The sequence below is a fragment of the Planctomycetota bacterium genome (assembly GCA_016207825.1).
GTDB lineage: Bacteria > Planctomycetota > MHYJ01 > JACQXL01 > JACQZI01 > JACQZI01.
Genome location: JACQZI010000007.1, coordinates 142455 through 168370, shown reverse-complemented (window position 1 = coordinate 168370; position 25916 = coordinate 142455). Strand labels below are relative to the sequence as shown.

General features: G+C 45.7%; 27 protein-coding genes. 15 read left to right on the top strand and 12 right to left on the bottom strand.

The genetic code is table 11. The features are described 5' to 3' along the window. Position 1: 1 nt before the first annotated feature. The 3 genes from HY811_02500 to carA form a co-directional block, all read right to left on the bottom strand. Entirely contained in the window at positions 2-979 is a 978-nt protein-coding gene (locus tag HY811_02500) for a serine/threonine protein kinase (protein ID MBI4833677.1), read from the bottom strand. 123 nt (positions 980-1102) lie between these two features. Then, on the bottom strand, positions 1103-4402 hold the full coding sequence (carB, locus tag HY811_02495; GenBank protein ID MBI4833676.1) for a carbamoyl-phosphate synthase large subunit: 3300 nt from the start codon (positions 4400-4402) through the stop codon (positions 1103-1105). After that, entirely contained in the window at positions 4381-5508 is a 1128-nt protein-coding gene (carA, locus tag HY811_02490) for a glutamine-hydrolyzing carbamoyl-phosphate synthase small subunit (GenBank protein ID MBI4833675.1), read from the bottom strand. Before carA ends, carB begins: the two co-directional genes overlap by 22 nt. Positions 5509-5643: 135 nt before the next feature. Between carA and HY811_02485 the strand changes: the two genes are divergently transcribed. The 3 genes from HY811_02485 (at position 5644) to HY811_02475 (ending at position 8364) form a co-directional block, all read left to right on the top strand. Next, positions 5644-6771, top strand: a complete 1128-nt coding sequence (locus HY811_02485) for a ChaN family lipoprotein (protein MBI4833674.1) — start codon at positions 5644-5646, stop codon at positions 6769-6771. A 112-nt stretch (positions 6772-6883) separates the two neighbouring features. After that, positions 6884-7465, top strand: a complete 582-nt coding sequence (locus HY811_02480) for a cob(I)yrinic acid a,c-diamide adenosyltransferase (GenBank protein MBI4833673.1) — start codon at positions 6884-6886, stop codon at positions 7463-7465. Continuing rightward, a complete protein-coding gene (locus HY811_02475) occupies positions 7465-8364 on the top strand; it encodes an acetyltransferase (GenBank protein ID MBI4833672.1) in 900 nt (299 codons plus the stop codon). The genes HY811_02480 and HY811_02475 overlap by 1 nt, the downstream gene beginning before the upstream one ends. On the opposite strand, the gene HY811_02470 is transcribed toward HY811_02475, so the two are convergent. Beyond that, positions 8351-9082, bottom strand: a complete 732-nt coding sequence (locus HY811_02470) for a hypothetical protein (protein ID MBI4833671.1) — start codon at positions 9080-9082, stop codon at positions 8351-8353. The genes HY811_02475 and HY811_02470 overlap by 14 nt on opposite strands. Before the next feature lie 165 nt (positions 9083-9247). Between HY811_02470 and HY811_02465 the strand changes: the two genes are divergently transcribed. Both HY811_02465 and amrS read left to right on the top strand, forming a co-directional pair. Continuing rightward, positions 9248-10237 (top strand): hypothetical protein, encoded by a 990-nt coding sequence (locus HY811_02465; protein ID MBI4833670.1) that lies wholly within the window; start codon positions 9248-9250, stop codon positions 10235-10237. Positions 10238-10243: 6 nt separating this feature from the next. Further along, positions 10244-11380: an AmmeMemoRadiSam system radical SAM enzyme gene (amrS, locus tag HY811_02460; GenBank protein MBI4833669.1), complete on the top strand. Its 1137-nt coding sequence runs from the start codon at positions 10244-10246 to the stop codon at positions 11378-11380. On the opposite strand, the gene lpxB is transcribed toward amrS, so the two are convergent. Then, complete coding sequence (gene lpxB, locus HY811_02455) at positions 11360-12505, bottom strand: lipid-A-disaccharide synthase (protein MBI4833668.1); 1146 nt, start codon at positions 12503-12505, stop codon at positions 11360-11362. The genes amrS and lpxB overlap by 21 nt on opposite strands. A gap of 80 nt (positions 12506-12585) precedes the next feature. Continuing rightward, positions 12586-13185: a hypothetical protein gene (locus HY811_02450; GenBank protein ID MBI4833667.1), complete on the bottom strand. Its 600-nt coding sequence runs from the start codon at positions 13183-13185 to the stop codon at positions 12586-12588. 122 nt (positions 13186-13307) lie between these two features. Here HY811_02450 and HY811_02445 point away from each other — a divergent pair, with 122 nt between their 5' ends. Continuing rightward, the gene (locus HY811_02445) at positions 13308-14207 is read left to right on the top strand and encodes a sugar kinase (GenBank protein ID MBI4833666.1); all 900 of its coding nucleotides are present in this window, start codon (positions 13308-13310) and stop codon (positions 14205-14207) included. On the opposite strand, the gene rpsI is transcribed toward HY811_02445, so the two are convergent. The 4 genes from rpsI to HY811_02425 all read right to left on the bottom strand — a co-directional run bounded on the left by rpsI (position 14197) and on the right by HY811_02425 (position 18380). Next, positions 14197-14592: a 30S ribosomal protein S9 gene (gene rpsI / locus HY811_02440; protein ID MBI4833665.1), complete on the bottom strand. Its 396-nt coding sequence runs from the start codon at positions 14590-14592 to the stop codon at positions 14197-14199. The genes HY811_02445 and rpsI overlap by 11 nt on opposite strands. 3 nt (positions 14593-14595) lie before the next feature. Continuing rightward, positions 14596-15087 carry a 50S ribosomal protein L13 gene (gene rplM / locus HY811_02435; GenBank protein MBI4833664.1) on the bottom strand — a complete coding sequence of 164 codons (492 nt, stop codon included), beginning with the start codon at positions 15085-15087 and terminating at the stop codon, positions 14596-14598. 92 nt (positions 15088-15179) lie between these two features. Continuing rightward, positions 15180-15620 (bottom strand): helix-turn-helix domain-containing protein, encoded by a 441-nt coding sequence (locus HY811_02430; GenBank protein MBI4833663.1) that lies wholly within the window; start codon positions 15618-15620, stop codon positions 15180-15182. Between the two features lie 813 nt (positions 15621-16433). Beyond that, complete coding sequence (locus HY811_02425) at positions 16434-18380, bottom strand: HEAT repeat domain-containing protein (protein MBI4833662.1); 1947 nt, start codon at positions 18378-18380, stop codon at positions 16434-16436. Positions 18381-18707: 327 nt separating this feature from the next. On the opposite strand from HY811_02425, the gene miaA reads away from it, so the two are divergent. From miaA to HY811_02390, 7 genes are all read left to right on the top strand, one after another. Then, positions 18708-19700 (top strand): tRNA (adenosine(37)-N6)-dimethylallyltransferase MiaA, encoded by a 993-nt coding sequence (gene miaA / locus HY811_02420; GenBank protein ID MBI4833661.1) that lies wholly within the window; start codon positions 18708-18710, stop codon positions 19698-19700. A 122-nt stretch (positions 19701-19822) separates the two neighbouring features. Further along, complete coding sequence (locus HY811_02415; protein ID MBI4833660.1) at positions 19823-20602, top strand: thiazole synthase; 780 nt, start codon at positions 19823-19825, stop codon at positions 20600-20602. Between the two features lie 57 nt (positions 20603-20659). Then, positions 20660-21055: a YjbQ family protein gene (locus HY811_02410; protein MBI4833659.1), complete on the top strand. Its 396-nt coding sequence runs from the start codon at positions 20660-20662 to the stop codon at positions 21053-21055. 3 nt (positions 21056-21058) lie between these two features. Continuing rightward, positions 21059-21781, top strand: coding sequence for an NTP transferase domain-containing protein (locus HY811_02405; GenBank protein MBI4833658.1), 723 nt, complete (start codon positions 21059-21061; stop codon positions 21779-21781). A gap of 5 nt (positions 21782-21786) precedes the next feature. Further along, positions 21787-22854: a DUF362 domain-containing protein gene (locus HY811_02400; protein ID MBI4833657.1), complete on the top strand. Its 1068-nt coding sequence runs from the start codon at positions 21787-21789 to the stop codon at positions 22852-22854. Positions 22855-22856: 2 nt separating this feature from the next. Then, positions 22857-23273, top strand: coding sequence for a hypothetical protein (locus HY811_02395; GenBank protein ID MBI4833656.1), 417 nt, complete (start codon positions 22857-22859; stop codon positions 23271-23273). A 10-nt stretch (positions 23274-23283) separates the two neighbouring features. After that, positions 23284-23838: a hypothetical protein gene (locus HY811_02390; protein MBI4833655.1), complete on the top strand. Its 555-nt coding sequence runs from the start codon at positions 23284-23286 to the stop codon at positions 23836-23838. A 42-nt stretch (positions 23839-23880) separates the two neighbouring features. Here the strand turns inward: HY811_02390 and rpsU are convergent, their stop codons facing one another. Both rpsU and HY811_02380 read right to left on the bottom strand, forming a co-directional pair. Next, complete coding sequence (rpsU, locus tag HY811_02385; GenBank protein ID MBI4833654.1) at positions 23881-24114, bottom strand: 30S ribosomal protein S21; 234 nt, start codon at positions 24112-24114, stop codon at positions 23881-23883. A gap of 25 nt (positions 24115-24139) precedes the next feature. After that, positions 24140-24454, bottom strand: coding sequence for a zinc-ribbon domain containing protein (locus tag HY811_02380; GenBank protein MBI4833653.1), 315 nt, complete (start codon positions 24452-24454; stop codon positions 24140-24142). A gap of 365 nt (positions 24455-24819) precedes the next feature. On the opposite strand from HY811_02380, the gene rpmA reads away from it, so the two are divergent. Together rpmA and HY811_02370 are read left to right on the top strand one after the other, a co-directional pair. Further along, positions 24820-25062, top strand: coding sequence for a 50S ribosomal protein L27 (rpmA, locus tag HY811_02375; GenBank protein ID MBI4833652.1), 243 nt, complete (start codon positions 24820-24822; stop codon positions 25060-25062). Between the two features lie 36 nt (positions 25063-25098). Further along, positions 25099-25875, top strand: a complete 777-nt coding sequence (locus HY811_02370) for an FHA domain-containing protein (GenBank protein ID MBI4833651.1) — start codon at positions 25099-25101, stop codon at positions 25873-25875. Positions 25876-25916: the final 41 nt, after the last annotated feature.

Below are 25916 nucleotides of genomic sequence, written 5' to 3'. Positions count from 1 at the left end.
ATTACTTCTTCCCGTATTTCTTGCGTATTTCTTCCAGACGGCTCATGCGGGTCGGTTGTTTCGGTTCCGTTTCCGTTGTTTTCGGTTGAGTCGGCGTGGCGGGTTTCTCGTAAAACAGGCTTTTGAAGCCGGCGGTCTGCGCCTCGATATCCTCGATGACCTCGGTCGGGTTCTGGTAGCGGATTTCCTTTTCCTTTGCCATCATCTTTTCTATGAAATAAAGCGTTAAGGGGGATAAACGCCTGTTTTTTACCTCGTCTGATTGCAGGCTGTCCAAAACCTGCTTTGCCATGATTTCCATATTATCGGTCCCTTGGAACGGGGTCTTGCCGATGACGAGATGATAAAAAGTCGCGCCGAGCGAGTAAATATCGCTCCTGATATCGATATCCGCTTTTCCCTTTGCCTGTTCCGGCGACATATATTGCGGAGTCCCGCAGGTTGTATCTGTGGATGTCTCTGTCGTCGCGCAGCCAATCGGCTGAGCAAAGCCGAGGTCGCAGAGTTTTACTTTATTATCCGGCGTAATCAGGAGGTTATCCGGCTTGACATCACGGTGGATAATACCCTCTTTCTGCATATACTCCAGTGCCTTGGCGGCCTGGAGGATGGTGTAGGTGGCGAAGTCTTCCTTGAAAGGGCCTTTTTCATCAAGTAGCTGCTGGGCGGATTTACCCTCGATATATTCCATGGCGAGGAAGTAAAGCCCTTTGTAATTCGCCACCTGGTAGCCCTTGACGATATTGGGGTGGTCGAACTTCATAAGGAGTTTTGCCTCGCGGGCGAAGCGGTCGAGGAAGGTTTTATTCTGGACCGTCTTTGGGTAAAGGAGTTTCAAAGCGACCGTTCGGTTGTTTTTGATGTCAAGCGCCTTAAAGACGATGCCCATCCCGCCCGAGCCGAGCTTGCCCTGAATCTGGTAACCGGGTATGGAAGCGCCGCCGGATTGCGACTGAGAAGCGTTATTATTTTCCGCCATAATTAATTACGATAGCAAAAAACACGGATTAAGTAAAGTCTTTTAGATTAACATTAAGGTATATCCCGATAAAATTTATCGGGACGTCGCTACGCTCCGTATTTTTACAATGGATTAGCAAACCTAAAGTGTTTGCGAAGCCTGTTCGGTTGGAGCGGTTATTTTATTGGAGTGTTTACTCAGGTATTCATTAAGGGAATTTACTTTGAGCTCTCCCTTTTTCATGAGCTCGATGGCATTGGCAACGGCGCGTGCCGCGGTGACCGTGGTGATAAAGGGAATCCCGGATTCCACCGCCAATCTGCGCATCCTATATCCGTCGCGCTTGGGTCCGCTTCCTTCGGTGGGGGTGTTAATAATCAATTGCACCTTTCCTTCGCGCATCAGGGAAAGCGCGTTGGGGGTCTGCCGCTCGCTGATTCTCCAGACCGTGGTTGCCGGGACATTATGGCTCCTTAAAAACTCGGCCGTGCCTTTGGTTGCAATGATATTCAAGCCATTATCAACCAGTTTCCGGACGACCGGGACTATTTTTTCCTTATCGCTGTCGCAGACCGTGAGATATACCTGCCCGCTCAAAGGTAAAAGGTTGCCGCTTGCCAGGAACGCCTTGTAATAGGCCAGCCCGAAGGAGTTATCTATTCCCATGACCTCGCCGGTGGATTTCATTTCCGGGCCGAGGATGGAATCGACACCCGGCAGTTTCATAAAGGGGAAGACCGGCGCCTTGACAGAGACGTAATTCTGAGTGGGAGTTTCGGTCAAGCCGAGTTCTTTAAGCGTTTTATTCAACATCAGTTTAGTGGCGATTTTCGCCAGCGGGATTCCGATGGTTTTGGAGACATATGGAACGGTCCGGCTGGCGCGCGGATTGGCTTCTATCATGTAAACAAGATTATCCTTAATTGCCAGTTGGATATTTATAAGACCGACGGTCTTCAGGGCGAGGGTGACTTCGCGGGTGACGCGGTTGATTTCATTGATGATGTCTTTAGAGAGCGTCTGGGGCGGGATGACGCAGGTGGCATCACCCGAATGGACGCCGGCTTCCTCGATATGTTCCATGATGGCGCCGATAAAAACATCTTTGCCGTCCGATACCGCATCGACATCTATTTCTATGGCGTTCGAGAGGTATTTATCCACCAGGACCGGGTGTTTCTTGGAAACCCGGACGGCAGATGCCATATAGAATTCAAGCTCTTTTTCGTTATGGACTATTTCCATCCCGCGTCCGCCCAGGACGTAACTGGGGCGGACGAGAACAGGGTAAGTGATTTGTTCGGCGAGTTTCCTTACTTCCTCGAAAGAGTAACCCGTGCCGGCCGGCGGCTGGTTGATACCCATCTTTTTCATGAGCGCTTCAAAGCGGCTACGGTCTTCAGCCATATCGATTGAATCCGGCGGCGTCCCAAGAATCCGCGTCTTTAAATCCGGGCGCTTGGATAATATTTCCTGCAAAGGCATTGCCAGGTTTACCGAGGTCTGACCGCCGAACTGGAGGATGACGCCATAGGGTTTTTCTTCCTCGATGACGTTTAAAACGTCTTCCAGTGTGAGCGGCTCGAAATAGAGTTTATCCGATATATCGAAATCGGTCGAGACGGTTTCCGGATTATTGTTGACGATGATTGCTTTTATGCCTTCTTCCCGGATAGTCTGGACGCCATGGACACAGCAGTAATCGAATTCGATTCCCTGTCCGATTCTGATGGGTCCGCCGCCGACAATCAGGATTTTTTGGATTTCTGATTTATTCTCTGCGTCCTTTGCGTCTCTGCGGTTGAATTCTCCGTTCTCGTATGTTGAATAAAAATACGGGGTGGCGGCCTCGAACTCCGCGGCGCAGGTATCGACCATATTATATGTAGGGGAAATACCGAGTTCGTGCCGTTTGTCGCGGATATCTTTTTCTTCCTTGCCAATGACAGAGGCGATGTATTCATCGGAGAAGCCGGTGCGCTTGAGTTCCAACAGGAAATCCTTGGTCAATCCTTTAATGCCTGCGGCTTTGAGCTTTCTTTCCGCACGGACCATATTTTCTATCTTATGGATGAAGAAGATATCCCATTTGGTCAGGTCGGAAATGGTGCTGGGCTTATAGCCGCGGCGCAATGCTTCGGCAATGGCGAAGAGGCGCTTGTCGGTCGGCTCGACCAGTTCGCTTACCAGCGTCGCTTCCGACCAGGCTTCGGCCTCGAGCCCGATTTTATCCGTTTCCAGGCTGCGGATGGCTTTAAGGATGGATTCCTCAATCGTCCGGCCGATGGCCATGACTTCGCCGGTGGATTTCATCTGCGTCCCAATGCGGCGCTCGACGGTGCGGAATTTATCAAACGGCCAGCGCGGGATTTTCATGACGACGTAATCCAGCGCCGGTTCGAACGCGGCGTAGGTTTTCCCGGTGACGGGATTAGGAATTTCATCCAGGTTAAGCCCTACGGCGATTTTGGCTGCGACGCGGGCAATCGGGTAGCCGGTCGCCTTGGATGCCAGTGCGCTTGAACGTGAGACGCGCGGATTAACCTCAATCACGCGGTATTGGCCGGTCAGCTGGTTAAAAGCGAACTGAATATTGCAACCGCCTTTAATGCCCAGCGCGCGGATAATTTTAAGCGAGGCGTTCCTGAAAATCTGGTGGTCGCGGTCGGAAAGGGTTTGCGAGGGGGCAACCACGATGCTTTCGCCCGTATGGATGCCCATTGGGTCCAAGTTTTCCATATTACATATAATAATGCAGTTATCGGCACCGTCGCGCATGATTTCGTATTCATATTCCGCCCAGCCCAAGACGCATTCCTCGATCAAGACCTGCTTGATGCGCGAATAAGCCAGCCCCATAGTCACGATTCCCTCAAGGTGCTGTCGGTTTTCCGCGACGCCGCTGCCGGTGCCGCCGAGCGTATAAGCGGCGCGGACGATGACCGGGTAGCCGCCGACTTTGGGGACCGTTTCCAGAACCTGCGCCAGGGAATTGCAGGCGAAACTGCGCGGGATGGGCTCGTTGATATCGTTCATTAATTTGCGGAATAAGTCGCGGTCTTCGGAGGCGGCGATTGATTCGGCGGAACTGCCCAGTAATTCCGTCCCGTATTTTTTCAGGACGCTTTTTTCCGATAATTCTGAGCAGAGGTTAAGCGCGGTCTGGCCTCCCATACCGGAAAGAATCCCCTGCGGCTTTTCCTTTGCCAGGATTTTTGCCAAGACTTCTGCGGTCAGGGGTTCCATATAAACTTTATTCGCCAAATCAATATCAGTCTGAATGGTTGCCGGGTTGGAATTGACCAGGATTACCTCAAAGCCTTCCTCCTTAAGCGAGCGGCAGGCCTGCGAGCCGGAGAAATCGAATTCGGCCGCCTGCCCGATGACAATGGGCCCCGAGCCGATAAGCATCAGCTTTTTTAGGTCTTTGCGCTTTGGCATAGTTTTATAAAACGGTCAAATAAATATTTACTATCCCATGGGCCGGGAGAGGCTTCCGGGTGGTATTGCACGGAGAAAATCGGGAGCTTTTTGTGTTCCATCGCTTCAACCGTGCCGTCGCTGACATTTATCCCGATAATTTCCAGTTCTTTAGGGCAGGAAGCCGGGTCAACGGCGAATCCGTGGTTTTGGGAAGTTATATAAACGCGGTTATCCTGTCGATTTTTTACCGGCTGGTTGGCGCCGCGGTGGCCGAATTTCAGCTTATAGGTGCGCGCGCCGAAAACCAGCGACAGAATCTGGTGGCCCAGGCAGATGCCCATTATCGGATATTTTTCGCAGACGGCGCGGATGGCCTTTACCGTGCGGGCGATTATTTCCGGGTGCGCCGGATCGCCGGGGCCGTTGGATACCAGGATTCCATCAGGATTTAGTTTATCTATTTCTTCCGGGGATATATCGTAAGGCAATAAGGCCACTTCACAGCCGCGCGCAGTGAGCTCGCGGATGATATTCCTTTTCGCCCCGCAATCTATCAGAGCTACTCTTTTTTTTGTATGCCCGGATTCAGGTGCAAACCACTTCGGTTCCTTGCAGGAGACCTCGGCGACCAGGTTATAGCGCTCCGGGGCGGGCATCACGCGTGCCTCGTAGCAAAGGATTTCCTTTTCCGAATCAGGCAAATCGCCCTCGTATGTTTTAAGGATTGCCCTTAAGGTGCCGGACTGCCTTGTTTTTATGGTGAGTGCTCGCGTGTCTATTCCGTAGATGCCGGGGATATCATGCGCTTTAAGAAAGGCGTCAATGGTCTTTTCAGAAAAGCGGTGGGAGGGTTGCGTGCAGATTTCCCGGACGACAAATCCTTCAGTCTGAATCTTTTCAGATTCCCAATCGGTCTCGGGCATGACGCCATAGTTGCCGATTAAGGGATAGGTCATCATCAGGATCTGGCCGTTGTAGGAAGGGTCGGTCAGGGCGGCTTCATAGCCGGTCATTCCGGTATTGAAAACAAGCTCCCCTTTAACGGTTTTTTCCGCGCCGAAACCGAGCCCGTGGATGATTGAACCGTCTTCTAAAACCAGAACAGCCTTAAGGGATGATTTCATCTTGGATTTTTCGTCATAATATAGCGAAAAGAAAAATATTGTCAACAAAATATTGCAGAAACTCATTCATTTTTATTGACTTTTAGGCGGGAAAAGTAAATAGTAGTGATTTAACAAATAGAAAAGGAGAGAAAAATGAAGAACATGAATATGTGGATACTGCTGATGGTAGGATTAATGGTTATTCTTCCCTTTATAAGCCAATGTTCTAACGGCTCAAATAAGGAAAGCGTTTCTCCAGGCGATGAAGACAAGCCTTCTTCCCAAGTCGATTCCAAGCCAGTAGAAAAACCGGTTCAGGAACCGGTCGTAAAACCCGAACCGGTCAAGCCGGTTGAACCGGAACCCAAAGCCGTATTCCCGGAAGCAACCGCGGCAAACTTAAGAAACCTTAGCATTGAAGAGCTTTACACCAAGTTTGTGGATGTTTCCGCAAAAGAAATAATAGATTTCGATACGATGATTCAGCGGCTGAAAGGCATCCAGGCGATCTATACCGGGGAAAGCCATACCAGCACCGAACAGCATAAACTCCAGCTGGATGTCATTTCCGCGCTTTATAAGAATAACAAGAAGGTCGCAGTGGGTTTTGAATTCCTCCAGCGCCCGATGCAACCGGAAGCGGATAAGTTTTCGGCAGGCAAAATAACCGAGGAAGAATTGTTTAAAACGATTTCCAAAACATTCGGCAATTGGTATCGCCATTACCAGCCGATTTGGAAATTCATCGGTAAAAATGGCATTAAAGCGGTAGCTATGAACGTGGATAATGCGCTTAAAGAAAAATATTACCAGAAAGGCTGGGACGGCCTTAGCGACGATGAAAAGAAGCTCGTTGCAAAAGATATCGATACATCCAATGTCGAGCACCGCGAATATGTTCTTGCCCAATTCGGTGGTATGATTAAGAGCGGCATAATGACTCCTGATAAAATAGAACGGTTGTATTGGGGACAATGCGTATGGGACGAGACCTTCGGCGAATCCATTGCCAATTATCTGAAGGAAGTAAATGATCTTGAGGCGCAGATAGTAATTATTCTGGGCCGTGCCCATGCGGAATATAAATTCAATACGCCCAACCGCGCTTTAAAGCGTTACGATAAACTCACATTCAAAACCATTATCCCGATAGAGCTCAATAAGCAGGGGCAGGTGGATTTTGAAAAACTGCTCTCAAGCGGCATAGGCGATTTCCTTGCGTTTACTCCGATATCCACTAACCCGGACCAGCCCAAGATGCCGCGTATGCCGATAAAATGATGTGGTAAGGCAATCGGATTGAGCGAATTATTCCCGGCTTTCGTTTTCACTTCAGCCAGTTGACGTCCGCATTTTGTTTACATAAGGCGCTGAATTATTATAATTATAATCCATGGAAAAAGGTTTAGTGGTAGTCATCACTGGCGACGGGAAAGGCAAGACCACCGCCTCTTTGGGCATGGCCCTGCGCGCTTTAGGCGGCGGGCTTAAAGTTTTGATGATTCAGTTCCTTAAAAGCTCGCGTGCTTACGGGGAAATAAAATCCGCCAAAAGGCTTTCTCCTGACTTTGAAATAATACAATCCGGAAAGGATTGCGTTTACCCGGAAAACGATAAGAGCCGTTACAACTGCCCGGAATGCGAATTCCTATGCCACATCGACCCGAAGAATCCCGACCCCGCGCACCGTAAAGCCGCCGAAGAGGCGTTGAAGATTGCCGAAGAGCGGATTAAATCCGGAAACTACGGCATGGTCATTCTTGACGAGATAAACTACGCGATTGATTATGGACTGATAAGCGTTGATGATGTGTTAAAGCTTATCAAAGGAAAGCCGGATAAGATGCACCTCGTTTTAACAGGCAGAAACGCGACCCCACAGGTATGCAAAATGGCTGATTTGGTAAGTGAGATATTGAATATCAAACACCCGTTCCAAAAGGGAATTAAATCGGTTAAGGGAATAGAGTTATAGTGAAACGTAATTATTACATCCATCCTTTAAAAGTAGTCAAGGAATTCCACGAATGTGAGCAAATCCAGAAAACCGTCTGGCGGTTTGAGGACAGGGAAATCATCCCGGTAAACGAGCTTATTACCATAAGCCGTAACGGGGGAATCGTCCTGGGCGCATTTACCGAATTAGGCAGGATGATAGGTTTTGTCTTCGGGTTTGCCGGCATCAGAAAGCCAAAGGGAGGGAAAAACCAGTTAATCCATTCTTCACGGATGCTGGCGGTTTTACCGCAATATCGTAACAGCGATATAGGCTACCGCTTAAAGCTTGCCCAGCGCGCCGCCGCAATGAAACAGGGGATAAAACTTATGGCCTGGACATTCGACCCATTGCAAAGTCTGAACGCCCATTTTAATATCAATAAGCTGGGTATTATCGCCAGGGAGTATTATATTAATCTCTACGGTACCAGTTCAAGTGTTCTTAATAAAGGGTTAGAAACGGACCGTTTCCTTGCCGAGTGGTGGCTTAATAAAGAGTTCAAGTGTTTAAATGTTCAAAAGATTGGAAGACTGAGTGAAGATGCAGTTATTAACCATACCGGATTTAATAAAAAAGGATTACTGGTTTGCGGCAAGCCGCGTTTGAATCTGAAAGGAAAATTACTTTTTGCGGAAATACCTCCGGAAATAAAGTCAATACAGAATAAGAATCTTTCTCTGGCAAAAGACTGGAGGGCAAAAACACGCGCCATTTTCACAGCGTATTTCAGTAAAGGTTATATGGTGAGCGGGTTTATCAGGATGCGGAAGCATTCCTTGACGCCCGTCAAGAAATCCCCGATTAATCGCTCGCGCACAGAAATTGAGCGGGGGAGTTTTTACGTATTAACCAAAACAGCAGTTAGAAACGGATAGTCAATCCTATCCCCAGCATGCCTTCCCTGTTTATGGTAAATGTTTCCGAACTTGCCGCAGAACCGGCGGATGTATTCATAGATGAAGTGATTTTCATGTCCGCGGAAGCGGAATTTAATCTGTAGCTCAAATCCAAAGATGTCTTAGTGTTTAACTCTATGTTCATTCCTATGTTAATATGAAAACCAAAGGTATTCTCGATTTCGATATTTGAACTGTAGCTTAAAAGGGTTACTCCGCGCTGGGTGAGTATTTTTGAAACAGTGCTGGAAAGATTATTTTTAGTGCGGGTCGAAGCGGAAAAATCGTGCATATAATAAGCGATTCCGCCTCCCAGATACCAAGTTACTTTTTTAACTTCGCTCCGGCTGGTGATAAATGCGGAACCTCCTAAAACCTTTGTGGCGCAATCACCTTCGATATTAACCGGGTTACCGTCGATGGTTATGCCGCTTTTTAGTTCCGAAGGCAGTATGTCAAGAAAACCTTCCGCGTAAACATACCCGTGCCTGATGCCATGCTTCGGGTAATGCATTTTTTTGGATACGGGCCACCTGGCGGTCAGTTCCAGCCCCTGGCTTTTTTCCCAGTCCGTGCCTGTAGTTTCAAAGAGGTATTTTACGTCAAATGCCCTGGAAGGTTCTTCTGCAGACAGATTGACGCTTCCGATTAAAAGCGCTATGATAACTAATGAGCTTGCCAATAGTATTTTATGCATTGTTTCTCCTTTCCTGATACGATTATGCAGGATATTCTACATACCCCGGTTTACGGCGTCAAGATAATCTTTTGGATATTTTCGTATATATAATATTTTGAAAGAAACATTTTGGCGGAATGAGTGTTTTATTATATAGCGAATTATGTGAAGAAAGGAGTTTTTATGGGAAAAAGAATGCTAATTATAGCCGTGTTTGGTTGCCTTTTGGCTTTTGCCGGGATTGTCCGTGGAGAAGAGAAAGATATTCAGGAGAAATCCAAATCCTTAAGAGAGGAAATAAGCCTGACCAATCTTATTAACGGGCTTAACCTTACCGAGGAACAGTTTGGTAAAATAATCAACGTGTTAAAGGAATTGGATGAGTTGAGGGAATCATATAAGGAAAAAGGGGAAATTGTCGCGGCTGATTTGGAAAAGTCGCTGGATGAGCTTAAGAAAGATTTAATCACCCATGGGTCTAATATCTCGCCGGAAACGGGTAGTAAGGCGAATGCCACGGTGGATAAAGCTGAAGAGCTCCAAGAAGAATTCAAGGTAAAACAGGCCGCGTATCAAAGCAAGATAGAAGAAATCCTGACTGAAGCCCAAAAGGAAGTAATCAACACCTTTAAACCGTGCTTGTTGCCTCCCAAAAGCCAGAAGAATCCGGTCAGGGCCGGGCAGGCATCGTCCAATGAAAGGGAAATAGCCATATTGAGAAAAATCCGTTCCGTCCGCGCCGCCGTTTATGAGGAAAAGCGCAAGAAGATTTTAGAGGAACAGTTCAAGAAATTCGAGGAAAAACACGGCAAGCTGACCGATGAAGAAAAGGCCAAGGAAGAAGCGCGCCTTTTCGGGCTGGTTGACGAAGCGCGCGGCATGAGCGACGAGGAGTTCGAGCTGAACAAGGACGAATTGGCTTCCCAGTTCCTGATAAAGAATAAAGCCGAGGAGCTTTCTGAACAACTTAAGGAAATTACCGAATACCGCAATCAAGGGAAGCCCAAACTGGATAGGATAGGGCGGTTTTTCCTTAATCCCAAAATGCTCGGCATACTGGAAGCCAAGTTGATAGTGGTTAAGAATTTTACCCCGCCTCCGGCAAAAGACCTGGATGATCCGGGTTTGGGTGGTCAGGACGATTCGAACGCCAAGAACCGCAAGAAAAAATAAGCTATCATGACAGAGCCAATTTCAAGACGGGAGTTTTTCAAAAGCCTTGCCAAACTCGGCATAGGCATGGCTGTTTTGCCGCCTGCTTTGAAGGCGTTGTTTGATTTTCATGAGAACCTCTGGGCCCAAACGTCTTCGTTTAAAGAAGCTGAATATTATACAAAACTGGACGGAGGAAAAGTCCAATGCACCTTATGCCCTAACATGCATATCCTAAAGGACGGCGGAATACAGGTATGCAATACACGGATAAATAAAAAAGGCACTCTATATACGCTGGCGTATAATAATCCGTGCGTCTTGAATATAGACCCGATAGAAAAAGGGCCTTTCTTCCATATCCGTCCCGGTACCAATACCGTGGCGCTCGGTGTGGGCGGATGCAATCTAAGATGCCTTTATTGCCAGAATTGGAATATGGCAATGGAACGTCCGGACCGTCTGGATAATCTTGATATGCCAAAGGAGAAAATACTGGATGCGGCTAAGGATAAAGAATGCAAAACAATCGTTTTTACTTTTACCGAACCATCAGTTTATCCGGAATACGTCAAGGAAGTCACCGCCTATACTGCCGAAAAGAAAATCCTTAATCTCGTCTGCACTTCCGGCTTTATCAATACCCAGCCTTTGAAAGATATTTGCAAGAATGTTCAGGGTTTCACCGTTACGCTCAAGGCATTCAATGATAAATTCTACCAAAAGATTTGCGGGCAGACCCTGAAGCCGGTGCTTAATACCATGGAAACCATAAAGTTCGAGAAGCGCTGGCTGGAAATAGTGAATTTGGTCGTTCCCGGCTACAACGATGACATGAAGGTAATAAAAGAGATGTGCGAATGGATAAAAAAGACGCTCGGTGAAGATACGCCCATCCATTTCGGCAGGTTTGTCCCGCAATACAAGCTGAAAGACCTTCCGCCGACTCCTTTACAAACCATAGACGATGCGCGTAAAATTGGGCAGGATGCCGGTTTAAAATATGTCTACACGTTCAATGTTGCCCCGCATGACGGCAATAACACTTATTGCCCTAAATGCAAAAAGCTGGTGATTGAACGCCTGGCATTCAAGATTCTTAAGAATGAAACAAAGAAGGGCAAGTGCCCGTGCGGTTACCAATTACCCGGCATCTGGGAATAATTTGAGTATTTCTTCAGCCGCTTTCTTGCTTGCGCCTTGCATCCCAAGTTTTCCGCGGATAGCCGAAAGCTCCTGTGACATTTCTTTAAGGTTGTTATTCTTTAATAGTCTTATTGCCTCTTTGGCAAGATTATCGGGGTTAGCTTTAGATTGCATCAGTTCCGGCACCAACCGTTTGCCCCCAATCAGGTTGACCATGGCGTAATAAGGCGTTTTGATAAGCGGCCCGAATATTGACGCGGTGATTAACGATACTTTATAAATAACTATCATGGGAGTTCCGAAAATAGCCGCCTCCACCGTTGCCGTGCCGGATGCCGTAATCAGCAAATCGCTTGCCTGCATTACTTCATACGTCCGGTTGAAAACCGGTTTCACTTCAAACTTGTCCTCCGCCTTATTAGTATGTTTCTCAATCATCGTCCCGGTAATGTCCGGCGCACATCCGATGATGAATTTGGCATCGGGGAACTCTTTCTTTACTGAACCGGCAGCTTTAAGCATGATAGGCAGGTGGCGTTTCACCTCGTTCTTGCGGCTTCCCGGTAAAAGGCTGATGATAAGTTCATCTATCTTAAATCCCAATTTACCTTTCGCGTCTTTTTTATCAGTTTTAGCATCTTCCAGTATATCCAGGAGCGGGTGACCGACAAAGGTAACGGGTATCTTTGCTTTTTTGTATATATTCTCTTCAAACCCGAAAATCACCAGCATCTTATCAACGTATTTGACAATGGTTTTGATTCTGCCTGCACGCCACGCCCAAATTTGCGGGCTGATATAATAAACCACTTTGATATTCAGCCTCTTAAGCTCTTTCGCCAGCCGCAGGTTGAAATCCGGCAAATCAATCAATACTGCGATATCCGGTTTCTCGTTCTTTGCCATGATGACAACCCTGCGGAAGACCCGGGCGAAAAGGGAAAACTTCTTTAAAGGGTCCAGCCCGGTGCCGGAATCGCCTGATAAATCGGCTATCGGCTTCATCCCGGCGGAAACCATCTTGGCCCCGCCCACTCCGAAGATATGCAGGCTCTCTTTTGATTGCGCCTTTAACGCGTCAATCAGGCGGGAGCCGTATAAATCGCCCGAAGCCTCGCCGGCTATCATCAATATCTTTTTCATTAACTTAGATTATAAGGAAAAAACATAGCAAGGTCAAATATTGTCTGCTTCCAAGTGTTATTGTTGGAGAATCTGGATGATTAAAGATTTTCTTTTATAAACCTGATGCATTCCCTTGGATGCGTCATGGCAATCAGATGCCCGCCGTCAGGGATAGCGAAACACTTTTCAGGGCATCTGATAATCATATCCCTTTTGCCATGAATCCTCACAAGCTTTTCCAGCGGGCCGGAATACCCTTCCCATTTATTTATCGCCAGACACATGGCTTTGATAAACTCCGTATCTATTCCCGTGAACATCTCCACTAATTTGTTCCTGATATTATCCGTAAATAACTGAAGGAGTTTTAACGGCGTGATTTCCGCTATAGGGGATAATTTTATCAACAGCGAATTCACCTCTGATTTATTTAAGGCGCTTCCCAATAAAATGATTTTCGGGTTATTTAATATCTTTTCGATTTCAATGGCAATCATGCCTCCCAATGAAGAACCTCCCACATAATCGGAAGATGTAATTTTATGCTCTTTAATAAGCCTTTGCGCCACTGCGGCGAAATTAGTTTCGCCGTTATATTTGGGCCAATCAGGGAAGACAGCATCCTTAAGTTCTTTCCAGCCTTCGGATTCGGTATACATTTTATGGTTGGCGCCCATTCCGGGAAGTAAAAATATCATATTGATTCAAGTATACAATGATTATAAATAAGGTCAAATAATGAAATCTATTTAAAATTATTGACAATAGCGGTGTGATGAGGCAGAGTATGTGAATCGAGTAATAAAAGAAGGATATAAAAATGTCATTATTAGTTGTCGGTTCGATAGCCCTGGATACTTTGGAGACCCCGTTAGGCAAGAAGCGCGATATCGCGGGAGGTTCGGCTGTTTACTTTTCCTACAGCGCCAGCCTCTTTTGTCCGGTCAGGTTAGTCGGCGTTATCGGGAATGATTTTCCTGAGCAGGAGCTGGAGTTCCTTAAGGCACGTAAAATCAATCTTGAAGGCTTGCAGGTGGAAAAAGGCAAGACCTTTTGCTGGCACGGGCGGTATGTCGGCGATATGTGCGCGGCGGAAACTATTTCCGTTGACCTTAACACCTTCGGCACATTCAATCCGGTCATACCGAAATCCTACCAGGATTCCAAATACTTATTCCTGGCAAACGGCAGTCCGGTCCTGCAGATGAAAGTTATGTCGCAGATGAAACGCCAGAAACTGGTCATCGCGGACACCATGAACCTCTGGATAGAGCGCGAGAAAAAAGCATTGCTCAAGCTGATTCAGAAAATAGACGGCTTAATATTGAATAACGACGAGTTGAAACAACTTACCGGAATGTATCATGTGGTTGCCGCCTCGCGCGAGATATTGAAATGGGGGCCGAAACTCTTGATTATCAAGAAGGGCGAGCACGGCGCTCTCCTTATCACTAAGAAAGATTTCTTCGCCATACCGGGCTATCCAGTGGAAACGGTCTGCGACCCGACCGGCGCGGGGGATTCTTTTGCCGGCGGGATGATGGGCTACCTGGCTAAGACTGATGATATTTCCATCCGCAACATAAAGAAATCTCTTCTCTACGGCAATTCGGTCGCTTCATTCACCATAGAAGATTTCGGGCTGGAAAGATTGAAGAGATTAAGCTACGCCCAATTGCAAAAACGCTACAATGATATGAAAGCGATGATTAGCGTTTAGTCCACTGAGGAGCCCGGCGCGCCTTGCGCAGGCCGTATTTGCGGCGTTCTTTCATCCTCGGGTCGCGTGTCAGAAGCCCTTCATGCCTAAGCTTTTGTTCAAGAGTTACATCCGCCTTTTTCAGGGCGCGTGCCAAACCCAGGACGATAGCGCCTGCCTGCCCGTGTTTGCCGCCGCCGTTCACCTTGGCAATTACGTCGTAGCGGTTTACCAGGTCAAGCAATTGCAACGGTTTCAGGACGTTTGCCTGTTCCTGCATGGTGGTAAAATATTTGTTGTAGTCCATCTGGTTAACCATTATTTTACCGGTGCCCTTTTTAAGGACTACCTGTGCCTTGGCTGATTTGCGGCGTCCTGTCCCGTGAAATGTAAATGCTTCTGTCATATTTTATCCTATTTGTGTTGTTTTATGTTTAGCGGTTTTCAAGGTTTGCATGCCTTTCCACCACGCGCATTCTTCAATCGGCTTGGGCATTTGCGCCTGATGGTTATGCTTGGGTCCCTTAAAAACCTTAAGTTTCATAATCATGCTTTTTCCCAGCTTGGTGGAAGGCACCATTCTTTTGACCGCCTGGAAAATTATTTCTTCCGGCCTTTTCGCCATCATCTTGGTCATGGGCACTTCTTTTAAACCGCCGCCGTAACCGGTATAATGTTTATAGGTTTTCTGGTTGAATTTCTTGCCGGTCACCTTGACTTTATCCGCGTTGACCACGATGACAAAATCACCGGTATCAACGTGCGGGGTGTAGATAGGCTTATGCTTGCCCATCAGAATCATGGCCAAGGGGCTGGCTAAACGCCCCAGGATTTTATCCGCGGCGTCAACGATATACCAATCCCGCTTAACGGTTTCGTTTCTCGCTAAAGTGGTTTTCATATATAATCCAAAACCACAGACTATATCAAAAACAAGCGGTCGGTGTCAAGAAAAAGATGAACACGAATAAGACGAATAAGGACGAATTGAAATTATATTCCCGCCAGCTTCTTGTGAATTATCTGCCTGACGCGTTCGGGGGAAAGGGTGATACCCCATTTATCTTTTATCCACAAAGACATCTTTTTAAAACTCCACCGGGCTTCCCATTGCTTGGATTTGCCCTTGCTGTGGATGAATGACCATCCGCTTAAGCTTATCAATTCATCAAGCTGTTCGGGAGCCAGTTTCTTTTTCCTGTCCCGGGCAGACAGGCTTTTTATCCCGTATTTTTTGTATTTCATAAGCCAGGTATAAACCGCTTTTTCCGAGCAGTTTAATTCCTTTGAGATTTGTTCAACGGTTTTCATATTATGGGAAAGCCAGACTGCCTGGGCGCGCTTGCGCGTTCGGAAATCCGCCTTTTTCATAAAATGCTCAAGAGTGGTTATTTCAGAGCGGTCTAATACGATAAAAACATTTCGCCTTGCCATAACATCACAACTTTAATCTTCCGGTAATCACAAATCAGGCATTCTATTTTCGCAACATAGACATTCTGATTTCACAATCCGGAACTTCCATTTATTACCGGAAACCTGTTAATATTACTTATCGCAGTTATTATAATCAGGATATGAGGTGATGCAACTAAAAAAAGCCAAATATCTATATAGTGAAATGAATCTATGTTTAAATGCGTTTCGGGGAAAATAGCCGGTTAATCACGCTGGTTTAAATTATCAGGAAATCCGGCCAAAATAACCGGAGGGGGGTATAGATACCCTATCCCCTGCCTACTATAAGAACTTATCCTCCCGAATTAAATTATTATCATCCCTTATATTAAGTTATTATAGGAGTCCTATATCACCGTAATAGGAGTCCTACATAAACGGAATAGGATTCCTATGTAATCGTAATAGGACTCCTATAAAATCGTAGTAGGACTCCTATATCGAAGCAGTAGGACTCCCATATCGAAGCAGTAGGACTCCCATATCGAAGTAATAGGGCTCCTATATCGAAGTAGTAGGGCTCCTACATTGAAGTAATAGGACTCCTATACCGGTGTAATAGGGCTCCTATATAGACGTAGTAGGATTCCTATATTAATATAATATGCCTCCTCCCAGAAATTTATCTACCCCCATCGAAAAACTGAAAAATCGGGTATGAATTTTAAAATGCACCCGGTAAAAAGCAGGGAATGCACAAGGCTAAATTAATCCAGATTTCGTATTTACTTGCCTGATAAGGAAATTTTGAATTCAGTAGTGTCCCGTAATTTAAAGATGGGTAAAATTTTACTTTGAGGAGGGTTCAATTAAGTCTTTATAATCTTCTTCAGATACACCTAATTTCTTTAATGCAACTAACGCACGTTTAGCGTAATCCTCGCGCCATTTTAAAATCGGTTTTATGTCTTCTATTATTTCTTTTGATATTTTCTCTTTCCCCCCTAGTGAAACTACTGCGATTGCTGCAATACCGCGAATTTCTGTGTTTCCATCGTTTAATAATAGGATTAATTCTGATAAAGTTTCTTTTGCTCCAATATCAGCTAGAGCAATTATCGCGGATTTTCGTGCTGAGTCATCTTTTGAACTTAATAGTTTAATTAATTCCGGGACAGCTTCTTTTGCTCCCATCTTACCAAGGGCTTCCGCGGCTGATGCGCATACCCAATAGTCTTTGTCAGTTAACAATTTGAGTAGTTTAGGAGTCGTTTCTTTTGCCTCAAGATTTCCAAGTGCAATTATTGCTAAAGGGCGTATTGAACCGTCTTTTGAATCTAATAGTTTAATTAATTCTGGGATAGCTTCTTTTGCTCCCATCTTACCAAGGGCCTCTATGGCTGAAGCGCATGCTAAATAATTCTGTTCTCTTAGTAATTTAATTAGTTTAGGAGTTGCTTCTTTTGCCCCCAGATTACCAAGTGATTCGGCGGCACGACCTTGCACAAAAGGTTCGGAAGCATCTAATAATTTAATTAACTTGAGGATTGCATCTTTAGCCTCAAGATTTCCAAGTAATTCAGCCGCAGAACCTCGCACAAAGTCGTCTTGTTCATCTAATAGTTTAATCAATTCGGGAATGGCTTCTTTTACGCCAAGTTCTCCAAGCGCTATCGCTGCAGATTCACGGATAGAATCATTTTTTGAGCTTAATAGTTTAATTAATTCAGGAATTGCTTCCTTTGCGCCTAGCTTACCAAGTGCAATAGCGGCACTTTTACATGTCACTTTATTATTCAATAGACCTATTAATTTCGGAATGGATTCTTTGGCGTTAAGTTTACCTAGCGCTTCAGCCGCGGAGTTTCGAACCGAATCATTCTCATTGTTTAATAATTCTATAAGCTTGGGAATTGCTTCTTTCGCACTAAAATCACTAATGGCGATGGCAGCGTTTGCCCGTACATCAGGATTTTTACTGTCCAGCAACTTTATTGTTTCTAGTGTTGCTTCTGTAATGCAAAGGTCATCAATAAGCTTAATAGAACCAAGGCAAACATCAATATTTTCATCTTTTGTTGCATCCAATAACACAGGGAGTATCTCTTTTAATCGATCCTGCTCTGGTAATTCAAAGGCCGCTTGTTCAAAAAAAGAAATCACCCGTTTCCTGATGGACACGTCTTTATCCTTGAGCAAAACGGCAATATACGGAACAGATTCATAAACAGGATATTTATAAAACATTTCATTGCCTACTGCTCCCATACATATATCAACCAGCTTTTCTTTTTGATTAGAATCTAGTTTTTCCGGCTGAGATAAAACTTCACCAATCAAATAAGCTAAATCCTGAGTCGTTATAATATCTTTCCCCTTCCATTCCCCCTTATCATCGCTTTTCCTTATCCTCATAATAAAATCAAACTTCTCATCGGTATTAAATCTTAATAAATCCCCGTAAATTTTAGGGTATTCTTTCAGGAACGTTTGCGAAAATTTCCACCGTTTCTTGATCTCGATTACTTCAAGAATGTGTTTAGCACGGATGCTGACTTCTTTATCCCAATTTTTAGTCGCTTCTTTTACCGCCGGTTCGGCAGGTATTCCGATATCTTCCAGTTTCTTTTGCGCCTCTTCCCGTGTGTTATAATCGTCATTCCCAAGCTGGCTAATCAGCTTTTCGATTTCCGCCTGTTGTTCTTTATCCGCCTTTTCTTCGGTGACACAATAATTACCGGGGATAAGAAATACTATGAACACCGTTAAAAATAATAAAATATTTGATTTTATCATAATATGCGAGACTTAGAAAAACTCCTTAACCAACTTTATTCTACTTTTTCCTTATAAATAGTCAATGATTAAAAACCTCAGTTTATCAGTTAATTAGTTAATTAAGGGTTTTTAATCACGAATGCCACTAATAAAACAAATCACACGAATAAGAAACTACACCTTAGATTTATTCGTCCTATTCGTTTCATTGGTGTGATTCGCCCCCTGCCTACCGGCAGGGACTCCCTATTAACCCCGACGTAACGTCGGGGAATAAAATGGAACGGGGTGTTTTTGTTTCCATAGATTGACTCCGCAGGGGATTGATGTTATAATCTTTCCCTTATGAAGAAGAACAGGCTTTTTTGCATCTTAGCGCCGACGGCTTCCGGCAAGAAGGAAATCACCCAAGTAATTGCCGATAAGATTAATTCGGAGCAACGCGCCCCCTCCACCCGAATCTGCGGGGATGCCCCGACCTACGTCGGTGCAGAAATCGTCTCGCTGGATTCGATGAAAATCTACCGAGGGATGGATATCGGCACGGCTAAACCGACACAGCTTGAGATAAAGAAATATCATTATCACCTCGTGGATATTGTTTCTCCCCAAGACTCCTACGATACAGCACGGTTTTTAATGGATTGCCAGGGAGCCATTAAGGATATAAGGAAAAAGGATAAACAACCTATTCTGGTTGTGGGAACGCCGTTATACCTGCAATGCCTTTTATACGGAATATTCGAGGGCCCTCCGGCAGATAAAGCGATACGGCTAAAACTGGAAGAAGAGGCCAATAACAAAGGCTTGACTTTTCTTTACGAGTGCCTTAAGAAAGTTGACCCGAAACGCGTGAAAAGTGTCCACGAAAACGACCGCAAGCGAATCGTCCGCGCCCTGGAGGTATATGAAATAACCGGAAAACCCATGTCCTCGTTCCAGACGCACTGGGCACCCGGGCAGGATAAAAAAGAGCAGTATCCGGCAATCTTGGTCGGTTTGAGATGGGAAAAACAAACACTCCTTAAGCGGATTGACCAAAGAGTGGATAAGATGTTTAAAGACGGATTGATAGAAGAGGTTAAGGAATTATGGACTAAAAAGATGCTCGGAGAACAGTCCATCCAGGGAATTGCTTATCAGGAAGTTGTGCAACATCTTAAGGGCGAAATCTCTCTGGAGGAAACAAAAGAGCTGACCAAGAAACGCACGCACGCGCTCGCTAAGAAACAGATGACCTGGTTCAGGTCGTTTAAGGATGTCGAATGGATAGATATTTCGGAGGGTGTTGATAAGGGTGAAATAGTTGATAGGGTTATTAAATACTTTTTATGTTGATAAATAGCCACAAAGGCGCTAAGGCACAAATAGGAGAAAAATATATTCTTAGTGTCTTCGTGTCTTAGTGGCAACGAAATTTTCTTGACGCAAGAGATTATCACTCATAGAATAGATTTTATATGAAACACAATATTTTAAAGATAGGCAAATACGAATTCAAGAACCGCCTGTTTGTCGGCACCGGGAAATACGCCACGTTCAAGTTGATGGCCGAGGCGCTTGAGGCATCCGGAACTGAATGTGTTACTGTTGCCGTCAGGCGCGTTAACCTTAATGATAAATCCAAAGAATCCCTGCTTGATTACATAGATAAAAAGAAATACGTTATTCTGCCGAATACCGCCGGTTGTTATACGGTTGATGAGGCGGTCAGGACTGCGCGGCTGGGGCGCGAGGTGGGGCTTTCCGATATGGTCAAGCTCGAGGTCATCGGCGACCAGCAGACGCTTTATCCCGATTTATCGGGGTTGATAGAAGCGACCAAGATACTTGTCAAGGAAGGATTTACCGTCCTGCCTTACAGCTCGGATGATTTGATTACTGCCTTAAGGCTTGAGGATGCCGGTGCATCGTGCGTCATGCCTTTAGGGGCTCCCATCGGTTCGGGGCTTGGCATCGTTAATCCACATAATATCCGGATTATTATTAACCGCCTGAAAGTGCCGGTGATTGTGGATGCCGGGGTCGGGACGGCCTCCGATGTCGCGGTTGCCATGGAACTGGGCGCGGACGGGGTGCTCCTTAATACCGGAATCGCCTTAGCCAAAGATCCGGTCAGGATGGCGCGCGCCATGAAACTCGCCTGCGAGGCAGGGCATCTGGCATATTCCGCCGGCCGGATAGAAAAGAAGTATTTAACGGCAAGCGCAAGCAGCCCGACCGAAGGGGAAATAGAGTAGTTGTTAGTTTTTAGTTTATAGTTGTCAGATAAATCTGAGAAATCTGTGGCTGATAAAATGGAAACGATAAGTGTTAAAAGCAGGGCGCGGACAGAAATGATTGATATTACCGGAGAAATCCAAAAGGCGCTGGCTAAAACCAAGATAAAAAACGGATTGGCACATGTATATATTCCGCATACAACGGCTGGCGTGACGATTAACGAAAACGCCGACCCGAGCGTCCGGGAAGATATTATAAACACACTGAACCGGTTAATCCCGGAATCCGGCAATTACCGCCATTCGGAAGGCAATTCTGATGCCCATGTTAAATCGAGTTTGACGGGAACTTCGCAGTTTATCCCGGTTGAGGAGGGGCGACTGGCTCTGGGAACCTGGCAGGGGATTTTCTTCTGCGAGTTTGACGGCCCGCGCAGCAGAAACGTCTATATAAATATTTTAGAAAGGTGATTTATGAAAGGCATCATTCTGGCAGGCGGATTAGGTACCAGGCTTTACCCCTTGACCAAGGTTACCAATAAGCACCTGCTTCCCGTTTACAAGCAACCGATGATATATTACCCGATAAAAACACTGGTGGAAGCCGGGATAAAAGATATTATGATAGTTACGGGAGGAAATAATGCCGGGGATTTCCTGAAGCTCCTGGAAAACGGGAAGGAATTCGGGCTTAAAGGCTTAAATTACGCTTACCAGAAAGGCGAAGGCGGAATCGCCGCGGCATTGGCATTGGCGGAACATTTCGCGGATTGTGGTAAAATCGTGGTTATATTAGGCGATAACCTGATAGAATCGTCCATCAAGCCTTTTGTCACGAGCTTTAAGCACCAGAAAAAAGGAGCGCGTATCATACTTAAGGAAGTGCCTGATCCGCAACGGTTCGGGGTGCCTGTTTTTAAGAACAAGAAAATAATTAAAATAGAAGAAAAACCCAAATCGCCTAAATCCAATTACGCGGTCATCGGCATTTATATGTATGACGAACGGGTTTTTGATATTGTAAAAACGTTAAAACCTTCAGGCCGCGGAGAACTGGAAATAAGCGATGTCAATAACGCGTATCTAAAACGCGGAGAACTGCGGTATGATATCCTCGACGGCTGGTGGACGGATGCGGGCACGTTCGATTCGCTTATCCGGGCAAGCAACCTGGTAGCAAAAAACGCAGGGGGTTAAGCAGGATGCGAAGCATTGTTTATTTCGTGCGGGCAAGGGAAAACGAACCCAGGGAAACTCTTGCCAAGAAAACCAGTCTCCTGTGGGATAAAGCAGGCTTCGGCAAGCTAATCAAGAAAGATGATTTTACCGCCATAAAAATACATTTCGGGGAAGAAGGCGGGAAAGGGTATATCAAGCCTTATTTTGTCAAGCCCGTTACCGAAGCAATTAAGGGGAAAAAAGGGAAACCGTTCCTTACCGATACTTCCACTTTGTATGCTGGGAGACGTAATAACGCGGTCGATCATTTCCAGATGGCATACGAGCACGGCTTCACTCCGGAAAATACCGGATGCCCGATAATCATGGCCGATGGCTTAAAGGGAGAGCATCAGGTATCGGTAAAGGCAAAGAGCTTGTTTTTGACCTATGTCCATCTGGCCGGGCTCGTTCCTTTCCTCGACGTGATTATCGGGATGGGGCACCCGACCGGGCATCTTTTAACCGGTTACGGAGGCGCCTTGAAGAATTTAGGCATGGGCTTTGCCAGCCGCGGGGGAAAACTCGCCCAGCATTCCGGGATGCAGCCGCAGACTATTACAGAAAAATGCTCCGGCTGCGGGACCTGCGCCGGGTGGTGCCCTTCGGATGCCATACTTATGAAGAACGACAAAATGAAAATAGATTCGGCCAAATGCGTCGGCTGCGGCGAATGCTTCAGCGTTTGCCCCGAAGGGGCGATTAAAATATCATGGGATGAATCATCCATAAATGTCCAGAAGAAAATGGTCGATTACGTGGCGGAGATTTTAAAAGGCAAAAAATCCGGATTCATGAATGCGGCTCTCTATATAACCAAGCAATGCGATTGCATGGGGGCGAATACCGGGGAGCCGATGGCCAAGGATTTGGGACTTTTGGCGTCACTTGACCCGATTGCCATAGACCAGGCGACCATAGATTTGGTTAATAAGGATGCCGGCGAGGATGTGTTCAAGAAACACTGGCCGAATCTTGATTACAATGTCCAACTGGAATACGGTGAAGGAAAAGGGGTGGGTTCAAGGGCTTACGAGATAAAGGAATTATAACCATGAAAAATATATTATTAGCGTTTGTTACCATGGTTTTACTGGCAAATATTTCCTGTATTACCCAGCCGCAAAGGACTTATTCGAAAAAGGAAATTAAGCACGAGGAGCGCGATGTGGTTTGCAAGGAAATCCGCTTGGCTGATTCCAAGCAGCATGAAATTATCGGCTACCTGGAAGAAAGCACGATAGTTTTTTCCGGCAACCCAACCCCTAAAAAGATATGTTATATCATGGATGCTTCGCTGCGCCTGTCCGGATTTTTTATGGAGAACGGCTCCACTTACCAGTATGATTTCAAGGGTAATCCTGTAAAGAAAGGTGAATTCACCCTGGAAAACGCGATAAGAAATATCTTGGGATTTCAGGGCGCTTTTTATTTCCAGAACTTCGAGTCGGAATTGTTTATTGATAGATAAAAGGCTGGGTATGTTGAAAATGAATTTACTGGATTTGATTCTTTTAACGGTTTGCTGCTTGGTTATCGGGTGCCGTAATTCGAGCCAGGATTTAAATAGGACTGAAAAGCGCATTAAAGGGAATTACGAGGAAGAGATAAAAGCGCTTACTGACGAACGCGACAGGCTAAAACTTCAACTAAAGGAAGAGTTGCGGATAAACGCCGAAATCAAAACAGAGTTGGAGGAATTAGGCGGAAAACTCAAAGAGCTGGAAACCGAATTAAATAACCTGGAAAACGAACCTTTAAAAGTAAAACCCAAGGAATCGCCATCGTCCATTAAAAGCATTTCAGGGGAAATCAGGTCCGTTAATAAGGAGAATAACATAGTAATCATTTCCATAGGGCGGAAAGATATGGTTTATCAGGGAATGAAACTGGAAATCTACCGCGGTAGAAAGTCAATAGGGAAAATAGAAGTGGATGGGGTGGAGGAAGACTGGTCCACCGCACAGAGTATTCCCGCCCAAGACATCAGCTTGTTTCAGATTGGTGACAGTGTAAAAAGACCGGAATCCGAGTAGTTTTAACCGCGTCCCAACATGACACCGGGACGCGGTTTTGTTTTACCTGCTAAAACTTTTGGGGCGGTCAAAAGAAAATTTATTCTTCAGAAAGAGCTTCGGCCCTTTGATAGTCCGTTCTTTTTTCTTCTGCAGCCTCCGGCGCTCTTCGCTTGGCTTTTCGTAATAGGCGCGCCGTTTAAGCTCCATCAACAGCCCGGAATCGATGCACTTTTTCTTAAACTGCCTGAGTGCCCTATCTATTGATCCTTCAACTTTTACTCTGATACCAGCCATAGTTTTTATTTTTAATGCCGTTTATTTATTGATTGCCTGTGCCTTCGGCTTTCATCTTGGCAAAGCATTCGTTGCAATAAACGGGTCTATTTTGTACAGGTTTAAAAGGGACTTCTGTCGTTTTACCGCATGTCGCGCATGTTACTTCGGTTTTCGTGAATTTTCCTTCACGGCCGCCGAAACTCCTGCGCCTTTCCTGTCTCTTTACCTTACGGCAAGCCAGGCAACGTTTCGGCTCATTCTGAAATCCTTTTTCCTGGAAAAACTTCTGTTCATCCGCCGTGAAAACAAAGTCGTTTCCACAAAGACCGCATTTCAATGTTTTGTCTGCAAGTTCCATGTAACCTTCTCCTTTTTATAGTTGTTCTCCTGTTTTTGGTAAGTAACCTTTTATAAAGGAAGCCGGTTTAAATAGTAATTGTTTTACCTCCTTTCTTTAAACTCCTCCCTTCATAACGTAATCTTTTACTTTATACTATTTTAGCCGGATTTGTCAAATAAATAAATAAAAAATATAAAATAAGAGGCATATTTAGCCGGAAGCCTTTTTCCTTCAGGCAGGGGTGTTTTCCGCTCTGGGCATGCGCCGGCCGTGATAAAAATAAAATCGGAGAAATATTCCGAATTTTAGTTGACAATTTCGCCATTTTATCATAAATTTATATGCAACCCAAACAGGGAACTTAACTTAAGGAGACTGAAATTATGGCACATAAAAAAGGCGGTGGTGTTTCCCGGAATGGCCGCGACAGCCAGTCGCAGCGGCGCGGGATAAAAAGGTTCGAAGGGGAAGCGGTTAATAGCGGTTCGATTATCGTGCGCCAGTGCGGGACCCTCTATAAACCCGGTCGCAATGTCGGAATCGGGCGCGATAACACCATTTTCGCGATGATTAACGGCAAGGTCAAATTTGAAGGCGGTAGGCGCGTAAGCGTTTATCCCGTATAAATAAAATTTAACCCCGTTTATATTAGGGAGGGAGCTATGATCGAATTAACTCTTTCTTTTGAGCGCAAGCCCATCAAGACCTTTAAGCTCAATAAAGATACGGTTCTCTTGGGGCGCGATCCGACCTGCGATGTCCAGATTGATAACGTGGGCGTTTCACGCCACCACGCGCGGATAGAAAAGCGCGGACCAGCTTATGTGGTTTTAGACCTGGCCAGCGGCAACGGCACTTACGTAAACGGGAAAAGAGTTAATCAGTATAACCTTAATGACGGCGATGAAATAGGCTTGTGGAATTATTCCATATTATTTAAAATAATGGATGAAGTCCCGGCATGCGCCCCCCAGCAATGTGTTCCGCAACCGTGCACTCCGCCTACCGAGGCAAAAGAGAAACCGGCCGCACCGCCTCCGCCTCCCAAAAAACTTGATATGGATATGACTATTGCCATCGACAGCCGCCAGCTCGATTTGAAGCAAAAGGAAAGAAGCAGCACTATCCGGGGTTATCTGGTCTTTCAAGATGCCAAACGCGGCACCCGTAATTTCTCGCTTTTAAAAACCGCCACCTTTTTCGGCGCTGATGAAGATTGCGATTTCCACCTGAAAGGTTCTTTCCTAAAAGCCATGATGCCCAAACACGCCTGTATCCTGAGGGATGAAAGCGGGTTCAGGTTCGTTAATTTCGCCAGCCATGCGCGCGGCACGGTAAACAATAGCGATATCAAAGACCAGCGCCTTAAAGACGGCGATGTTATTGAAATAGGCGGGATGACTTACAAATACTTCAACGGATTGCCTGCCATTAAATAAAGCTTTCCCAGGAGGTAGTTTTTATAATTGCCACACGATTA

Excerpts from the sequence above, each read along its gene's own strand:
- HY811_02410 (MBI4833659.1), top strand. The coding sequence starts at position 20,660 with ATGGAAACGATAAGTGTTAAAAGCAGGGCGCGGACAGAAATGATTGAT.
- rpsI (MBI4833665.1), bottom strand. The coding sequence starts at position 14,592 with ATGACAGAAGCATTTACATTTCACGGGACAGGACGCCGCAAATCAGCC.
- HY811_02425 (MBI4833662.1), bottom strand. The coding sequence starts at position 18,380 with ATGATAAAATCAAATATTTTATTATTTTTAACGGTGTTCATAGTATTT.
- carA (MBI4833675.1), bottom strand. The coding sequence starts at position 5,508 with ATGAAATCATCCCTTAAGGCTGTTCTGGTTTTAGAAGACGGTTCAATC.
- lpxB (MBI4833668.1), bottom strand. The coding sequence starts at position 12,505 with ATGAAAAAGATATTGATGATAGCCGGCGAGGCTTCGGGCGATTTATAC.
- HY811_02405 (MBI4833658.1), top strand. The coding sequence starts at position 21,059 with ATGAAAGGCATCATTCTGGCAGGCGGATTAGGTACCAGGCTTTACCCC.
- HY811_02430 (MBI4833663.1), bottom strand. The coding sequence starts at position 15,620 with ATGGCAAGGCGAAATGTTTTTATCGTATTAGACCGCTCTGAAATAACC.
- HY811_02380 (MBI4833653.1), bottom strand. The coding sequence starts at position 24,454 with ATGGAACTTGCAGACAAAACATTGAAATGCGGTCTTTGTGGAAACGAC.
- amrS (MBI4833669.1), top strand. The coding sequence starts at position 10,244 with ATGACAGAGCCAATTTCAAGACGGGAGTTTTTCAAAAGCCTTGCCAAA.
- HY811_02450 (MBI4833667.1), bottom strand. The coding sequence starts at position 13,185 with ATGATATTTTTACTTCCCGGAATGGGCGCCAACCATAAAATGTATACC.
- miaA (MBI4833661.1), top strand. The coding sequence starts at position 18,708 with ATGAAGAAGAACAGGCTTTTTTGCATCTTAGCGCCGACGGCTTCCGGC.
- HY811_02415 (MBI4833660.1), top strand. The coding sequence starts at position 19,823 with ATGAAACACAATATTTTAAAGATAGGCAAATACGAATTCAAGAACCGC.
- HY811_02395 (MBI4833656.1), top strand. The coding sequence starts at position 22,857 with ATGAAAAATATATTATTAGCGTTTGTTACCATGGTTTTACTGGCAAAT.
- HY811_02500 (MBI4833677.1), bottom strand. The coding sequence starts at position 979 with ATGGCGGAAAATAATAACGCTTCTCAGTCGCAATCCGGCGGCGCTTCC.
- HY811_02445 (MBI4833666.1), top strand. The coding sequence starts at position 13,308 with ATGTCATTATTAGTTGTCGGTTCGATAGCCCTGGATACTTTGGAGACC.
- rpmA (MBI4833652.1), top strand. The coding sequence starts at position 24,820 with ATGGCACATAAAAAAGGCGGTGGTGTTTCCCGGAATGGCCGCGACAGC.
- HY811_02370 (MBI4833651.1), top strand. The coding sequence starts at position 25,099 with ATGATCGAATTAACTCTTTCTTTTGAGCGCAAGCCCATCAAGACCTTT.
- carB (MBI4833676.1), bottom strand. The coding sequence starts at position 4,402 with ATGCCAAAGCGCAAAGACCTAAAAAAGCTGATGCTTATCGGCTCGGGG.
- HY811_02400 (MBI4833657.1), top strand. The coding sequence starts at position 21,787 with ATGCGAAGCATTGTTTATTTCGTGCGGGCAAGGGAAAACGAACCCAGG.
- HY811_02390 (MBI4833655.1), top strand. The coding sequence starts at position 23,284 with ATGTTGAAAATGAATTTACTGGATTTGATTCTTTTAACGGTTTGCTGC.
- HY811_02470 (MBI4833671.1), bottom strand. The coding sequence starts at position 9,082 with ATGCATAAAATACTATTGGCAAGCTCATTAGTTATCATAGCGCTTTTA.
- rplM (MBI4833664.1), bottom strand. The coding sequence starts at position 15,087 with ATGAAAACCACTTTAGCGAGAAACGAAACCGTTAAGCGGGATTGGTAT.
- HY811_02485 (MBI4833674.1), top strand. The coding sequence starts at position 5,644 with ATGAAGAACATGAATATGTGGATACTGCTGATGGTAGGATTAATGGTT.
- HY811_02465 (MBI4833670.1), top strand. The coding sequence starts at position 9,248 with ATGGGAAAAAGAATGCTAATTATAGCCGTGTTTGGTTGCCTTTTGGCT.
- rpsU (MBI4833654.1), bottom strand. The coding sequence starts at position 24,114 with ATGGCTGGTATCAGAGTAAAAGTTGAAGGATCAATAGATAGGGCACTC.
- HY811_02480 (MBI4833673.1), top strand. The coding sequence starts at position 6,884 with ATGGAAAAAGGTTTAGTGGTAGTCATCACTGGCGACGGGAAAGGCAAG.